The sequence below is a fragment of the Pseudomonas sp. W15Feb9B genome (assembly GCF_000828175.1).
Classification (GTDB): Bacteria; Pseudomonadota; Gammaproteobacteria; order Pseudomonadales; family Pseudomonadaceae; genus Aquipseudomonas; species Aquipseudomonas parakoreensis.
The window spans coordinates 21076-37242 of the sequence record NZ_JTKF01000011.1 but is presented as its reverse complement, the minus strand read 5'-3'; the positions used below and the strand labels follow the sequence as shown (position 1 = coordinate 37242).

12 protein-coding genes are annotated in these 16167 nt (G+C 61.6%); 1 reads left to right on the top strand and 11 read right to left on the bottom strand.

The window, feature by feature from the left end:
* Positions 1–92: 92 nt before the first annotated feature.
* The 7 genes from OC71_RS07690 to OC71_RS07660 form a co-directional block, all read right to left on the bottom strand.
* On the bottom strand, positions 93–305 hold the full coding sequence (locus tag OC71_RS07690) for a plasmid stabilization protein (RefSeq protein ID WP_041066888.1): 213 nt from the start codon (positions 303–305) through the stop codon (positions 93–95).
* Between the two features lie 211 nt (positions 306–516).
* Positions 517–1890: a DUF1329 domain-containing protein gene (locus OC71_RS07685; RefSeq protein WP_041066696.1), complete on the bottom strand. Its 1374-nt coding sequence runs from the start codon at positions 1888–1890 to the stop codon at positions 517–519.
* Positions 1891–2038: 148 nt separating this feature from the next.
* The gene (locus OC71_RS07680; RefSeq protein WP_041066693.1) at positions 2039–3997 is read right to left on the bottom strand and encodes a DUF1302 domain-containing protein; all 1959 of its coding nucleotides are present in this window, start codon (positions 3995–3997) and stop codon (positions 2039–2041) included.
* A 43-nt stretch (positions 3998–4040) separates the two neighbouring features.
* Complete coding sequence (locus OC71_RS07675) at positions 4041–5330, bottom strand: phospholipase (RefSeq protein ID WP_041066690.1); 1290 nt, start codon at positions 5328–5330, stop codon at positions 4041–4043.
* A 229-nt stretch (positions 5331–5559) separates the two neighbouring features.
* A complete protein-coding gene (locus OC71_RS07670) occupies positions 5560–7128 on the bottom strand; it encodes an FGGY-family carbohydrate kinase (RefSeq protein WP_041066687.1) in 1569 nt (522 codons plus the stop codon).
* Between the two features lie 20 nt (positions 7129–7148).
* Entirely contained in the window at positions 7149–8744 is a 1596-nt protein-coding gene (locus OC71_RS07665) for a glycerol-3-phosphate dehydrogenase/oxidase (RefSeq protein WP_041066684.1), read from the bottom strand.
* 5 nt (positions 8745–8749) lie between these two features.
* Positions 8750–10345, bottom strand: coding sequence for an FAD-binding oxidoreductase (locus tag OC71_RS07660; protein ID WP_041066680.1), 1596 nt, complete (start codon positions 10343–10345; stop codon positions 8750–8752).
* A gap of 211 nt (positions 10346–10556) precedes the next feature.
* Here OC71_RS07660 and OC71_RS07655 point away from each other — a divergent pair, with 211 nt between their 5' ends.
* Positions 10557–11573 (top strand): AraC family transcriptional regulator, encoded by a 1017-nt coding sequence (locus OC71_RS07655; protein WP_041066677.1) that lies wholly within the window; start codon positions 10557–10559, stop codon positions 11571–11573.
* 156 nt (positions 11574–11729) lie between these two features.
* Here OC71_RS07655 and OC71_RS07650 read toward each other — a convergent pair whose 3' ends face one another.
* The 4 genes from OC71_RS07650 to OC71_RS07635 all read right to left on the bottom strand — a co-directional run bounded on the left by OC71_RS07650 (position 11730) and on the right by OC71_RS07635 (position 15934).
* Positions 11730–12098 (bottom strand): glyoxalase superfamily protein, encoded by a 369-nt coding sequence (locus OC71_RS07650; protein WP_041066674.1) that lies wholly within the window; start codon positions 12096–12098, stop codon positions 11730–11732.
* A gap of 151 nt (positions 12099–12249) precedes the next feature.
* The gene (locus OC71_RS07645) at positions 12250–13707 is read right to left on the bottom strand and encodes an amidohydrolase family protein (RefSeq protein ID WP_041066671.1); all 1458 of its coding nucleotides are present in this window, start codon (positions 13705–13707) and stop codon (positions 12250–12252) included.
* A 1-nt stretch (position 13708) separates the two neighbouring features.
* A complete protein-coding gene (locus OC71_RS07640) occupies positions 13709–14569 on the bottom strand; it encodes a MurR/RpiR family transcriptional regulator (protein WP_041066668.1) in 861 nt (286 codons plus the stop codon).
* A gap of 15 nt (positions 14570–14584) precedes the next feature.
* Entirely contained in the window at positions 14585–15934 is a 1350-nt protein-coding gene (locus OC71_RS07635; protein ID WP_041066886.1) for a GntP family permease, read from the bottom strand.
* Positions 15935–16167 lie beyond the last annotated feature (233 nt).

The window sequence follows — 16167 nt, the reverse complement described above, 5'->3', positions numbered from 1 at the left end:
GAACGACCGAAAAACCTGTGGGAGTGGGCTTGCCCGCGATGGCGTCAGATTTACTGCCACTGAAAATTGGCGATGCCGAGAAAATACTGGCTTCAGCGTGAAGGCACATCCAATTCAACGTCACCGACATTATTAAATCGTCTATGAATTCGAGTCCCCAAGCCAGCGGCAGATTGATTCTGCTCGAGCGCTTTCTGCAACATCACACGCGCGTGCTCTTCAATCGAACGATTATTAATATCTGCCGCTAACTGCAGTTCTTCATAGAGCTGAAGGTCAAGATTGCTGATAGTCAAACTCGCCACAATGTACTCCAGCGATACAGCCATCGAAGCAGCGAGACTACCACTCGGTTTACGAATCTTCGTTTTCAGGTTGTAACGCCATTTGATCGAGCCTTTGTAGGAGCTGCCGCAGGCTGCGATCTTTTGATCTTGTTTTTAAAATCAAAGTCAAAAGATCGCAGCCTGCGGCAGCTCCTACAGGGATTGCGTTCGATCAGCAGTCCGGTGCCCCTTAGCGTGTCCCGCGCTGGCGCAACGCCGACGGCATGAAATACGCGTCTTCCGGCACCGGTTGCGAGAAGTCGACGGTGGAAGCTTCTTCGTTGTCGAGGTTCTGCACGTAGTAACGGCGGGCCTGCAGGTCGTGGAACACGTCCAGTGCGCTCCAGGTGGTCGGCAGGTCGTAGAAGTTTTTCAGGTAGGCCATCGACACCCGCCACAACTCCCCGCGCCCATCGTATTGATCGACCAGCGCCGCGCCCCAGCTGTCCTCGTCGAGGAACAGCACGCGCTTGGAATAGACATGCCGCGCGCCCGGTTTCAGGTTGCCTTCAACCACCCACACGCGGTGCAGTTCGTAGCGGGTGAATTGCGGGTTGAGGTGGCCCGGGGTCAGCAGTTGGGCGTACTTCACGTCGGGGCTGCCGACCTTGTAGTTGTTGTAGGGGATGTAGATCTCCTGCTTGCCCTTGAGCTTCCAGTCGTAGCGGTCCGGCGCGCCGTTGAACAGGTCAGTGTCGTCGGCGGTGCGCAGGCCATCGGACGAGGCGATCGGCGTGTCATACGCCAAGTTCGGCGCACGGCGCACGCGGCGTTGGCCTGCATCGTAGACCCAGGCCTGACGCGGGTCCTTGAGTTGATCGAGCATCTCGTGCACCAGCGCCGCGCCCCCGGCCAGCCGCGCCGGGCTTTTCACAAAAGCGAGGTAGTAAAACAGGATATTTTTCAGGTCGGCGTACTGCCCGCCCGGACGATAAAAATTGAACAGCGCTTCTTGCTGTGAGGTGACCAGGGCAAAGCTGCCGTTGCGCTGCACCGGGGCTTCGGACGCACGACGCACCACGTAGATCCCGCGATAACGGGTGATGTGGTTCCACAGCACTTCGATGCCGTCCTTGGGCACCGGGAACGGTACGCCGCCGTAGGCATCGGCGAATCCGCTGCCGCCCTCGAGCAGCTTGGCTGAGGTCGCATTCTTCAACGTGTTGTCATACAGCCACTGCGGCGCCGAACCGGAACGGCGCGACGGATAGACCGGCATCTGGAACGTGTCGGGGTAGCTGTTGAACAACGCGATCTGACCGGGGCTGAGGTGGGCCTTGTACTGGTCGAGATTGGCCTTGGTGATGGTGAACAGCGGTTTGTCCGCCGCATACGGATCCGGATGATGTTGGCCCGGTTTATAGCCGGCTGGCGCCTGGGTGATGCCTCCGGTCCAGGCTGGAATGGTGCCGGCAGCGTTGCCGGCACGCTCGGCGCCCATGGGCGTGAGGGTGGTTTTCAGTTGTTTGGCTTGTTGTGGGGTGATGGCGGCCAATGTGCTGCTCGCGGCGAGACCCAGCACGAGCGCCAGCATTGTCTTAGTCAATCTTGAAATATGAAACATGTTCTTCTCCAGAATGCATACCCTGTGGGAGCTGGCTTGCCAGCGATAGCGGTGGATCAGCCACCATTGATGTCGAATGTGCTGCCGTCATCGCGGGCAAGCCCGCTCCCACAGGGGGATGAGTTGTCCCGAGATCTGCGTCTGAAACTCACAAGAAATACTTGAGGTTGAACCCGACGTTGTCGCGATCGCGAATCCCGTTGTTCTGTCCGCCGCCCCAGAAGTTGGTGTATTGCACCTCGGCTTCGAGCTTGTTCTGGTAGTTGGCCTTGATCCCCAGGGTGTAGGCCTTACGCCCGTCGATGGTGTTGCCGGCTTGATAGCTGTTGCCCTTGAAGTCGTCCTTGTAGACGACGTAAGGCGAGACGTTGACCCCGGCGTACACATCGTTCCAGGTGCCGTTGAACATCACCGTGTAGCTGTAGGAGTTGCGGTTGACCTGATCATCACGATCACCGCCGGACACATAAGAGGTGTTGCCGGTACCGGCGTAATAACGCCTGCTGCCGTCGTAGGCGGTGTATTGCAGGCTGCTGCCGCGCAGGTGCTCGGAGGCCAGTTCGAAGATGCCGAACATCGAGTCGAACGACAGCGTCGGGCCGAAGTTGTAGATGCTGCCCAGCGAGGTATTGAACGCCTCAACGCGCTCGGCGTTGTTGATCTCGCTGTCGAGGGTGACCATCTGCCCGCCGACGTTGATAGGCTTGCCGGTCACCGCTACGGCGGCACCGTTGGCCAGGTCGCCGATCAAGTCGTTAGTCGCGGCGATGCCGATCGGCAGGTTCGGCCGGTAGGCAATCTCACCGAATACGGAGGCCTGGCCCAAAGTGGTGTTGAAGCTGAAACCGTACATGCGGATGTCTTCGGCATAACGCCGATGCGCCTGAATATTGCCCATCACGTCGGCCGTCGCCAGACCGTTGGCCAGCGCCCCGGCCTGACTGCCGGCCACACCAGCGAGCATGTTGGTCAGGGCATTCATGTCGATACCCTTGTAGCCACCCAGATCTGCGGCGATGGTCGGTTCCTTGGCGTGGTAGTTGACCAGGTACAGGCCGAACTCGGTGCTGTTGAGCGCCTCGGCGATATAGCGGAAGGCGAAGCCGAACTGGCCGTCGTTGCGTGCGTTGTAGTCCTTGCCGATCGACGCCACTTTCAGCGTATTGCCGTAGGCCGGTGTCACGCCGTTGGCGTACAGGCCGGTGCTTTTCAGCGTCGGGCCGAGCAATGGGTTGTTGCCCAATGCGCTGTACAGCCCGATGACGTTGCCGAACCCCGGCACCGGGGTATCAAGCGCGGTGCCGCTGAAGTTGTTGTAACCGGTGTTGCCGCCATCGGCGAACAGGTCGGTCTGCGAATAGAAAGTCCCAACCGGGTCGATGCGGGTTTCCTTCCAGTTGGTCTGGTAGAAGCTCTCCATAGTCAACGAATCGGTCAGGCCGATGTTGAAGCTCACGGCCTCCACCGGCATCAGCACCTCCTTGACCTCGGCGCCCGGCAAGCGGTACTTGGCGGCGTCCACCGGGTTGGTGGTGTTGACGCCGCCGCGATAGAAAATCCCCTCGCCCCAGTTGAACACCTGACGCCCGACCCGCGCAGTCACCGGCATCTGCGCCAAGTCCCAGTTACCGTAGACATAGGCGTCGAGCATCTCGATCCGGCTGCCGGCGATGTCACGGGTCTGACTGGTGAAACGGTCGTCCTGCGGATAGCTCTGGCTCGGCTGCGCCGGGTTGTTGTTACGGTAGTAATCGTTGCGCTTGTCCATCAACTGGGTGTCGTAGAACGCCGTGCCGCGCAGGAACATCCCGTAGTTCTGGTAGTTGGCCTCCAGTTCCGAAGTGATCTTGTACACCTCGGAAACCAGCCCGGTATCGAAGTTGCGATTGCCGTCGTTGGTGTTGACGTCGTCGTTGTTCTTGTCGCGGCCCTGCACCCGCCACAAACGGCCATAGGACAGGGTCGTGTCGATCGATCCGGTGACTTGATTGTCCAGCACGCTGAACTCGGCAGCCTGCACCGCATCCACCGCACAGAGTTGCAGCAGCCCCGCCAGGCCGACACCGGGAAGTGCCACGCCGCTGAGGCGCAATCGAGTGTTGATCATGGGTTCCTCCTTGTTCTTATTGTTTTTTGCCTGACCGCGATGGCTACGGTGTGAGTCCCGCACGGACATAAATCCGGCTGTGCGCGCCGAAATGGCCGAGCAGTTTGAACAGCTGCTGATTGAGTGCCGGATGCTCGAAACGCTCGCGCTGCAACTGGTTGCCGCTGCTGAAATCACTGGTCACCGGGGCCGTCTCCAGCCATTGGCCGATGGCTTCATCGAACGCCGCCGAGTCCTCGACCGACTCGGCGCTGACCACGTCGCGCAAGTAGCCCACCGAGTACGGCGGATACTGTTGGTCTTGAGCGACATCGGCGTAGGCCGCGAGCATCGGATGCGCCTGACCGGCGCGCAGTACCCGGCGCAACCAGGTCGATTGGTACTTCTCGACTTCCATATGGCGGGTAGCGACCCGTTCGATGGAGGCTTTTTTATCATCGGCAAAACCGGCCAGCGCCTTGCCCTCCAGCAGCAACAGACTCGGCAGTTCGACCCCGGGCAGCGGCTTGGCGTGATACGGCTGAGTCAGGTCCTGCACATGGTGCACGCCCCATCCGAGAAAACGGTAACCCCAGTAAGGATGGCCAGAGGCGAACGCCAGACGCGCCAGGCCCAGGTACTGATAGGCGCGCCAGTCCGGCCAACTGCGCTGAAGAAATCCGGCTGCGGCATACACCACCGCGCTTTCATGGAAGAAGCCCATGTGGAACGGCGCCTGCGAGCTGTACTGAAAACGCGCATCGCCGAACGGCTGCGGGCCGAAGCCGTACCGCGCGCCGACCTCGCCGGGGTTGTCGCTGAACAGATTGATGTCGTGACCATAATCCGGCTCGTCGGCGGCGCTTGCCAGTACCGCCAGCGGCGCGACGTTCTCGCCATCCGCCACGCGAATGAAGCGCTGGCGATTCCACGGTGACAGCGTCTGCTCGACCATCACCTGATCGGCGCTGAGATGTTCGCGCTCCGGCAGGTCTTGACCCGGCAGCGGCTGAATGACCATCGCCAGATGAATGCGCGGATTGAGCCGCAACGCAGTGAGAAAATCGTGGCGCAGATTGTCACCCGGTACGGCGGGCAGCTTCAGGTTGTCGGGGCGCGGCGGGTATTGGGTGAAGTGTTCACGGGCGAAGCTTTCCTGCTGGTCCAGCAACGCGACCACGGCTGGATATTGCTCGGCGAGAAAACGCTCCAGCGGCTCGACGGCAACCGGTGGCGCATCACGCAGCGCCGGCAGTTGCTGCAACGCCAGATAGCTGCCCACCGTGTGGTTCGACCAGCCCCACGCCGTCGGGGCCGTTGCACAAAGCAGCAACAGGAGAAAGGTCAGCTTCATCGCTTTTAATTCTTATTGGAGGTGCTGTGGGGGTTGAGCCTAACAACCACCTCCGGCGCTGACACTGTCCGATCTCACCAGAAAAGTTCTCCGATAGCGCCATATGAAGCTCACCGCTCACCTGTGTAGGAGCTGCCGAAGGCTGCGATCTTTTGATCTTGTTTTTAAAAAATCAAAGTCAAAAGATCGCAGCCTTCGGCAGCTCCTACAGGGGATTGGTGGTGTTTTTTCAGGCGGGGTAACCGGTGATTTTGCGGATGCTCTGGTACAGCGGCTTGAGCTGGCGATACATGCGCAGGTACACCTCTTTGTATAACCGTTCGTAAACCTGCTGCGCCTCGGGTTGCGGGGTGAATACCGTCCCGACGCGAGTCATTGCCGTTATCGCTGCCGGGTAATCCGCATACACCCCCAACCCCACCGCACAACAGATCGCCGCGCCCAGCCCCGACGCTTCATACACATGCGGGCGCTCCGCCGGCAGACCAAAGATATTCGCCGTCAGCTGCATCGCCGCATCACTCTGCGAACCGCCACCGGCCACCCGCAGACGCTTGACCGATACCTTCGAGCGCTTCTCGATGTTCTCCAGTCCTTGGCGCAACGCATACGCCAGCCCTTCCAGAATCGCCCGGTAAATGTGCGCGCGGGTGTGCACGTCGCCGAAGCCGATCATCGCGCCTTTGGCTTCGACGCCCGGCTCACGAATTCCCGGCGACCAGTAGGGTTGCAGCATCAGCCCCATCGATCCCGGCGGCACCGCGTTGACCAGCGCATCAAACAGTTGCTCGGGTTCAATGCCCTGCTCTTGCGCCTGCTGCATTTCGCGCAGACCGAACTCGTTTTTGAACCAGCTGACCATCCAGTAACCGCGATAAATCATCACCTCGCAGTTGTACTGATCCGGCACCGCCGAGGGGTATGGGGGAATCAGCGGGACGATTTCCAGATAGCGCGAGCGAGTGCTGGTGATGGTCGCGGTGGTGCCGTAGGACAGGCACACCGTACTCGCATCGACCACGCCGGAACCGACCACTTCGCAGGCCTTGTCAGCGCCCGCGGCAATCAGCGGCAAGCCCTCGGGAATCCCGGTGTGACGGCTCGCTTCAGCGCTGATGTAGCCAAGGGTTTCGCCAGGTTTGTGCAAGGTTGGCAATTGCTCCGGACGCACCGCCAGCGCCTGCCATTTCCAGTCGCTGGGTGCGGCCCATTTCAGGCGTTTGAAGTCGAACGGCAGGTAGCCGACGCAACAGCCGACCGAGTCGACAAAGCGCCCACACAGGCGATGGGTGAGAAAGCCCGAGAGCAGCAAAAACTTGTCGGTCGCCGCCCAGACTTCAGGCTGGTGTCTGGCGATCCAGTTGGCCTCTGCCTGCGCGCGAAAATAATCCACGGTGGCCTGCGCGCCGACCAGTTTGAACAGCCAGCCCCACGGTCCCTTGATCCCGCCCTCGACGTCGCTCTGGCGCTGATCGAGCCACAAAATCGCCGGGCGCAGCGGTTTGCCCTCGGCATCGACATTGATCACCGTGCCGCGCTGGGTGGTCAGCGACACCCCGGCAATCTGCGAGCGATCAATCCCGGTTTGCGCCCACACCTGCTGACAGGCCTCGCCGAGTTTCGCCCAATAATATTCCGGGTCCTGCTCGGCCCAGCCCGGTTGCGTCGAGTAATACGCCTGCAACTCGACCTTGCCTTTACCGAGCAGATTGCCCTGCAAATCGAAAAGCAATGCGCGCACGCTCTGGGTGCCGTTGTCGATCGCCAGCAGGTAGCGCTTGTTCGAGTGGTTATCCATGGCGCTCTCTTCAAGGGGCCTCAAGGCGTGGCATCCGGCAGGCCATGGTGACGTTGCCACAACGCCCGGTAACGCTGCAGCTCTTGCTGCCAGTGTGCATCGTCCCAGCCCAGGCGGGGCTGGCAGAGTTGGCGGATGGCGGCGAAATGCGCTTCGCCACCACGCGCCAGCAACAGGCCCAGACGAGTGCGGCGCAGCAACAGATCATCGAGGTGCAGCACCATTTCCGCTTCACAGGCGAAGGCCAGCTCTGCCCACAAGGTGTCAGTGTTGCCAACCATTTCGTGGCCCAACTCGGCGATCAACTGCGCCAGTCGCGGCAGATCGCGACCGTGCCTGCCGGCCAGCCGTCGCCACTGTTGCGGGCTGAGTCCGGGAATGGTCAGTGGCGGTACGGCTGCGAATACCGGCGCGCCGTCATCTTCGAAAGCACGGCCAAGCATGTCGGCACAGGCCTTGAGTACTTCGATGGCTTGCGGGCGAAACGTTGTCAGTTTGCCGCCAGCCAACGTGACGCACCCCGGCTCCTGCCACAGCACATGTTCACGGGTTTCATTCGACGGCTTGCCTTGCTGTTGACCCGCCGCGCTGCCCACCACCGGACGCACGCCGGACCAGGTCGACAGCACATCGCTCGCCGTCACTTCGGCACCTGGAAATTGTTGCGTGCAGGCCGCCAGCAGGTAGTCGAGTTCTTCAGCGCTGATGCTCGCGCTCTGATCCAGATTCTCGCGATGATCGAGGTCGGTGGTGCCAACCACTGTCGCGCCTTCCCACGGAAAAACGAACACTGGCCGCCGGTCGCGCGCATGCAGAAACGTGAAGGCCTGCGCCACTGGCAAACGCCAGCCCGGCAGCAGCAGATGACTGCCGCGCAGCGGGCGCAATTGTCGCGGAGCCTCGGGCAAACGCAGGCGCTCCGCCCACGCCCCGGTCGCCACCGCCAGCACGTCGCAACGCAATTGCAACGACCCGCCCGACTCATAATCTTCGACCTGAACCCCACACACCCGGCCGTCTTCACGCAGCAAATGTTCGACGCGCACCCCGTTGAGTACCACTGCGCCATCGGCTCGCGCTTCACTCAACACGCGCATCACCAGCCGTGCATCATCGGTCAGCGCATCGACAAAACTGGTGCCACCGAGCAGCCGGGTTTCCTTCACCCCCGGCGCGAGAAACCGCAGTTGCTGCGCGTCGTGAAAACGATGGCTGCGTCGTCCGGCCAACGCGTCGTACACCGACAACAAGCCACCGAGCACACGCGGCCCGGGAAAGCCGCCGCGATAGTGCGGCATCAGGAAACTCATCGGTTCCACCAGTCCCGGCGCTTCGTCGAGCAGACGCTGACGCTCGCGCACCGAATCGCGGGTCAGGCGCCACTGGCCCTTGGCGATATAACGCAATCCGCCGTGAACCATTTTCGACGACCGGCTGGAGGTGCCCCAGGCGAAATCACGTTGCTCCAGCAGCAGACAACGCCAGCCACGCCGTGCCGCTTCGCGCAGGATGCCGGCACCGCTGATACCGCCGCCGATGACGATCAGATCCCAGCTTGCGTCGGCCAATGTCGGCAAGGTTTGCTGGCGCCACGCGGCGTTCCAGTCCGGGTGCATGATCGTCACTCCTGCATCAGCGTGCCGGGGTTGAGGCGCCCGGCCGGATCGAAGTGCCTGCTCAGCGCCTGCAAAGTGTCCATCGCCAGCGCGCCTTTTTCGCGCGGCAGGTACGGCGCGTGATCCTTGCCGACCCCATGCTGGTGGCTGATGGTGCCGTGGTTGTCGACGATGGTCTGACTGGCCGCGTGCTTGAGCGCCTGCCAGCGCGCCAGCGTCGCCGGATAATCCGCCGCCGGGCGAAACACGTAAGTGGTGTAGATGCTCGAGCCTTCGCCGTAAACGTGGGACAGATGGGTGAACACATGCACCCGTTCACCCTGCGCCGCCAAGGCATCGCGCAGGCTGTTTTCGATCAGGGTGAGCAGATTGTCGACATTGCTCCAGTCGGTGGCGGTTTCCAGGGTGTCGACCACGTAGCCGGCGTTCCACAGGTTCTCGCGCAGGTAGGGGAAACGGAAGCGGTTCTGCGCCCACTTTTTGCCAAGCAACGTACCGGTGAACACGCCGCCGAAGGCTTTCAGATGCTGGCGCGCCTGGCTCAACGAGAGCGCGTTTTGCCGACGGTTGCCGGTCACGCCGAAAGTCAGCAGGCACTTGCCTTCACCGGCGCCGCGCAGGTTCAGGTACTTCTCCAGCCAGGCGATCTGCTGCGGATGCCCGGCCAGCGCCAGTTGGGTTTCGGTCTCCACCGCGTTCGACAGGCGCAGCATCGACAGCGGCACCCGCGCCTGGGCCAATTGGCGGATCGCTTGCAGCGCCTTGCTCCAACTGGGCAGGAACACCCCGTAGAAACGCTCATCGGCCGGCAGCGGACTGACCCGCACTTTGACCTCGGAAATGATCCCGAAACGGCCCTCGCAACCGAGCACCACTTCGCGCAGATCAGGCCCCGCCGCCGAGGCAGGAAAGGTCGGGATTTCCAAAGGCCCGGCGAAAGTTTCCAGGGTGCCGCCAGCGAACAATTGCTCGATGCGCCCGTAACGCAACGACTGCTGACCGCTGGAGCGACTGGCGACCCAACCGCCCAGCGTCGACAGCTCCCACGACTGCGGGAAATGCCCCAGCGTGTAGCCGCGAGCGCGCAGCTGACTTTCCACCTGCGGGCCACTGGCACCGGGGCCGAACGTCGCCAGTTGGCTCTGCTCGTCGAGGTCGATCAGACGATTCATCCGCGCCAGCGACACGGTCACCACCGGCCGCGCCGAATCCGGCGGATTGATATGCCCGGCCACCGAGGTGCCGCCGCCGTAGGGAATCAGGCACAGGTCCTGTTCGTGGGCGAGCGCCAGCAATTGGCGGATCTGCCCGGCGGTCTCCGGAAACGCCACCGCGTCCGGATAATTGCCCAGTGCACCTTCGCGCAGCGCCAGCCAGTCCGGCAGGCTCTGGCCCCGGGCGTGCAGCAGACGGTCATGGGCATCGACGCTGTACAAGGTGTGCGCCGCCAGCCGCGAGACCGGCACCCGCGCCAATGCCGCGTCCAGCGTGGCATCGGGCAACACCTGCCCGGCCCCCAGTCGTTCATGGAGAAAGCTCGCGCCCTGGGCCGGCAGTTCGACCACCGTGGTTGCATCTCCCCAGCCGTTCCAGCGTCGCATGCGTGTGTCCTTCTTATGCAGTCTGATCAGTGATATTGCAGGCCTCCATACTAGTCAGCGGCCAAAAAGTGTCACGGTCGTATCCGGCCAGTTCGAGTAGCCAATTGAGTCAAACGTCGCGCCAGTGCCAGCCATTTACTTTAGTCGGGGTTTCAAATTACCTTTCAGGCATTCATTCGCTCACGCAGGCCTTGATCAAGGGATTCGGATCATGCAATCGCTCGGCTTCACCTCGGTTCCGCCGCTGCTCAAATACGTGCGCCATGCCGAGCAACTGGGCATGGCCATCGAGCCGGCGTTGGCCGCTGCCGGTTTGCAGGCGCAGCAACTGAGCGACAACAGCCTGCGCCTGCCGGGCGAAACCCATGAGCGCCTGCTCGATTATTTCTGCGAGCACTCGGGCGATCCGCTGTTCGGTCTCAACGCGGCCAATTTCGTCCTGCCCAACTCCTGGAGCGTGCTCGGTTACATCACCATGAACTGCGCAACTCTGGGCGATGCGATGAGCCGGATCATGCCGTTCGAAAAACTGGTGGGCGACATGGGCGTCAGCCGCGCCGACGTGCAGGATGGCCACGTGCACCTGATCTGGACGTGCCGCTACGAGCGCCCGCGTATCCGCCGGCATCTGGTGGAAAACGTCCTCGGCTCGTGGCTGCAATACGCGCGCTGGATCGCCGACACACAGATGTCGCCCGCCGCCGTGTGGCTGGAACATCCGTGCCCGCCAGATGCTACCCAGGCGCAGTACGAAGCGTTTTTCGATTGCCCGGTGCTGTTCGAGCAGGCCTATTCAGCGCTGATCGTGCCGTTGGCGTATCTGCAATTACCGCTGCGCCAGGCCGATGCGCAATTGCTGCGTACGCTGGAAGAACATGCGATGGGTTTGATGGCGACGCTGGAGGATGCGTCGCTGGAGCAGCGGGTCAAAAGCATCCTGCGTCAGTTGCTCAAGGAAGGCTTGCCGCGCAAGGAACAGGTGGCCGAGCAGCTCGCGGTGTCGGTGCGCACGTTGCAGCGGCAGTTGCATCAGGCGGGGACGTCGTATCAGCAGATTCTCGATGATTTGCGTCAGGAGCTGGCGGAGCATTATTTGCTCAACAGTACGTTGCCGATTCAGGACATTGCGCAGTATCTGGGGTTTACCGAGCCGCGCTCTTTTCACCGAACCTTCAAGAGCCGGCGCGGGATGCCACCGGGGGAGTTTCGGCAGATGCATCGGGGGTGATTGTTCTGGCCTCATCGCTGGCAAGCCAGCTCCCACAGGTTTCTTGGTGAAGCACAAATTTTGTGTACGACTCGATCACTGTGGGAGCTGGCTTGCCAGCGATGGCGCCAGTAGCCACCTTAATGGTTTGGCAGCGCTTTTTTTGTATGGCTCGACTCAAACACTGATCGCGTTGGTAAACACCAACCGATTACCAAACGGATCAGCAATCGTCATGTCCTGACTGCCCCACGGCATCGCCTGAATCTGTGGGTGCGAGAACTTGTAATCCTTGGCCTGCAACTGCTGCTGAAACGCCTCCAGCTCGTCGGTCTCGATGCGCAACGCCGAGCCCGGCGTCGCGTCGCCGTGATGCTCGGACAGGTGCAGCACGCATTCGCCACGGGACACCTGCAGATACAGCGGGAAATTCGCTTCGAAACGGTGCTGCCAGTCGATCTTGAAGCCAAGGAAGTCGACGTAAAACTCCAACGCCTTGGCTTCATCGAAGATCCGCAGGATCGGGGTGGTTTTGCCGAAGCTCATGGGGTGCTCCCTGACTGGTTGGCCCAAGCGTTTAGCGGGGCGGGATGTCAGCAATTCGGCTTGGTTTCGACATTCTTTAATCTCAGAGTGCCACTACGAGACGAAGATCAAAAGATCGCAGCCTTCGGCAGCGCCTACCGGGGCTTGGCAATCAATGAAATCCTTCGCGCAAATCCCCCTGCCGCGCCAGAAACCGCCCTTCCCGGCGACCATTCGCCTGCCCGTCGCGATAGCTCAACACGCCATTGACCCACACCCCCTCAATCCCCTGTGCCGCTCGTTGCGGATCAGTGAAATCCGCCACATCGCGCACCGTCTCAGGATCGAACAAGACCAGATCCGCCCAATAGCCCTCACGAATCTCGCCGCGCTCTTTCAAGCCAAACCGCGCCGCCGACAGACCGGTCATCTTGTGCACGGCGGTGTGCAGCGGAAACAGCCCGACATCACGACTGAAATGTCCGAGTACTCGTGGGAAAGCGCCCCACAGGCGTGGGTGCGGGAACGGGTCTTCCGGCAGGCCGTCAGAGCCGACCATCGACAGTGGATGCGCGAGGATTTTTCGTACATCGGCCTCGTCCATGCCGTAGTACACCGCGCCCGCCGGTTGCAGGCGTTTGGCGGCTTCGAGCAGTGGCACGTTCCATTCGGCGGCGATGTCGATCAGGTCGCGGCCGCTGACTTCAGGATGCGGCGTCGACCAGGTGATGGTGATGCGGTGAGCATCGGTGACCTGCTTCAGATCCAGCGTCGAAGAACTCGCTGCGTAGGGATAGCAATCGCAGCCCACGTGCTGGGTTTTCGCTGCTTGCTCCAACGCCGCGAGCAACTGCGGACTGCGCCCCCAGTTACCCACACCGGCGCATTTGAGGTGGGAAATGATCACCGGGGATCGCGAGTGACGGCCGATGCTGAACGCTTCGTCCATCGCCTCCAGCACCGGTTCGAATTCACTGCGCAGGTGGGTTGTGTACACCGCGCCGAATGCCGTCAGTTCTTCGGTCAGTTGCTTCACTTCATCGGTGGAAGCGTTGAAGGCGCTGGCGTAGGCCAGACCTGTGGATAAACCGAGTGCGCCGGCCTCAAGGCTTTCACGCAGTTGCTCACGCATGGCAGCGATTTCGTCAGACGTGGCGGTGCGCAACAGATCGTCGAGGTGATTGCTGCGCAGCGCGGTGTGACCGACCAGTGCGGCGACGTTCAACGTGGTGTTCGCCGCTTCGACGGCGGCGCGATAATCGCTGAAACGTGGATAGACGAACGCCGCCGCGCTGCCGAGCAGGTTCATCGGGTCCGGTGGATTGCCTTTGAGACTGACCGGCGAGGCGCTGATCCCGCAGTTGCCGACGATCACCGTAGTCACGCCCTGGCTGAGTTTGGGCAGCATCTGCGGCTGGCGGATGACCACGGTGTCGTCGTGGGTGTGCACGTCGATAAAACCCGGGGCGAGCACGCGGCCGGCGGCGTCGATTTCTTCTGTGGCGCGGGCATCGTGCAAGTCGCCAATGCGTTCGATGCGCCCGTTGAGAATCGCCACATCAGCGCGGTAGCCGGGCGTGTTGCTGCCATCGATGACGGTGGCGTTGCGGATCAGCGTGTCGTACTGCATGTCAGTCTCCCAGCGGCAGGTGATCGTCGCCGCCACGGTATTCGTCGAGGGCGAGTTTGATCCGCCGCAGACGCTCTTGATTGTCTTCAGGATTGGCCAGCGCCAGCTCGGTCGCAAGCACATCGATGGCGAGCAACATGCCGTAGCGCGCCGCCGTCGGTTTGTAGATGAACGAAGTTTCCGCGCCTTGCAACGGCAGGACGATGTCGGCCAATTCGGCCAGCGGTGAGTCGGCGCGGGTGATGGCCAGAATGCGCGCGCCATAGTTGCGCGCCAGTTCGACGGTTTCCAAAAGCTCCGGGGTGATGCCGGTCAGCGAGCAGACGATCAGCACGTGCTCGGCACTGAGGCTGGCGGCGGTGACGCGCATCATCACCGCGTCGTGGCACACCGCAATCGGGTAGCCAAGGCGCACCAGGCGTACCTGCAATTCATCGCTGCACAGGGTCGAGCAACCGCCCATGCCGAACGCATGAATCATCCGCGCCTGGCCGAGCATTTTCACCGCGTCGGCGAAGCGCGATTCGTCGAACCCTGCCAGATGCTGGCGCAGCGTGGTTTCGATATCGCCGACAATCTGCCCGTAGAACGCCGACTGTTCAGGGGTACCCGCCGGGTCGAGAAAACGGCTGCCAACGCCGCTGGCCTGGGCCAGTTGCAGGCGCAGATCGCGCAGGTCGCGGCAGCCCACCGTACGGGCAAAACGCGACAACGTGGCGGTACTGACTTCGGCCCGTTGTGCGAGATCTTCGAGGCTGGCGCTCGCGGCAAAACCGACGTCGTCCAGCATCAGCCGGGCGATGCGGCCTTCGCCGGCGCTGAAGGAATCCTGACGAGCGCGGATCTGATAAAGGATGTCCATGGCGGCGGGCTCCGGTTACAGCAGGTAAGAAAGGCCGACGGTCAAAGCGAAAGCGACCAGCGAGATCAGGGTCTCAAGCACGGTCCAGGTCTTGAACGTCTGCGCGACCGTCATGTTGAAGTATTCCTTGATCAACCAGAAGCCGCCGTCGTTGACGTGGGAAAAGATCACCGAGCCGGCGCCGGTCGCCAGCACCAGCAATTCCGGGTGTGGATAACCCAGACCGATGGCCACCGGCGCAACCACGCCGGACGCGGTGGTCATCGCCACGGTGGCCGAGCCGGTGGCCACCCGCATCAACGCGGCGAACAGCCAGCCCATGATCAGCGGCGACAGGTGAAATTCGTGGGCCAGCCCGACAATCTGATCGGTGACCCCAGCGTCCACCAGAATCCGGTTCAGACCACCGCCGGCGCCGACCAGCAAAGTGATACTGGCCGTCGGTGCCAGGCACTCGTTGGTGAATTTGAGGATCGATTCACGGTTGAAACCCTGAGCGATGCCCAACGTCCAGAAACTCAGCAAGGTCGCCAGCAACAGTGCGATCACTGAGTTGCCGATGAACAACAGGAACTGGTTGAAACCGCTGCCCGGCGTGGAGATCAGGTTGGCCCAGCCACCGATCAGCATCAGCACCACCGGCAACAGAATGGTCGCCATGGTGATGCCGAAACCCGGCAGCCTGTCGCGCGGCTCGCGGTCGAGAAATTGTTTTTCCAGCGGGTTATCCACCGGCAGTTGAATGCGCGGCACGATGAATTTGGCGTACAGCGGACCGGCGATGATTGCGGTGGGAATACCGATGGCAATCGCATACAGCAAGGTCTGCCCGACCGAGGCCTGATACGCCTGCACCGCGAGCATCGCCGCCGGGTGCGGCGGTACCAGCGCATGCACCACCGACAGGCCGGCAACCATCGGCAGGCCGACCATCAGAATCGACACACCCACCCGCCGCGCCACGGTGAAGGCGATGGGTACCAGTAAGACAAAGCCGACTTCGAAGAACAGCGGCAGGCCGACCAGAAACGCGATGCAAACCATCGCCCAGTGTGCGTTTTTCTCGCCGAATTTCTCGATCAAGGTGCGGGCCATCTGCTCCGCACCGCCGGACTCGGCCATCATCTTGCCGAGCATCGTCCCCAGCGCCACCACCAGCGCAATATGCCCCAGCGTCTTGCCCACGCCGGCCTCATACGCCCCCACCACGCCCGACGGCGGCATCCCCGCCACCAGCGCCAGACCGAGGGAAATCAGCGTGATGACAATAAACGGATTGAGCCGGTAACGGGCGATCAGCACGATCAAGGCAATGATGGCTACGGCGGCATAAATCAGTAGCCAATAGCCGAAGGAAGGCGTCATGCGGTACTCCTCGAAAGGGTCACGTTCGAATGGGTTGTGAAACTCATAAATCATTTCGAGATCGAGTTTTCAAACGCCATGAAAGTAATTTTCGTGGAGAGGTAAGGCGTGTCGCTGTTGGATATGTCTTGTCGCGATTAATGAAAATCGCGGGGCGGGATTTACATGGTTCCCAGGCAAACACAAAAACTTGTGGGAGCTGGCTTGCCAGCGATGGCGGCTGCACATTCAAC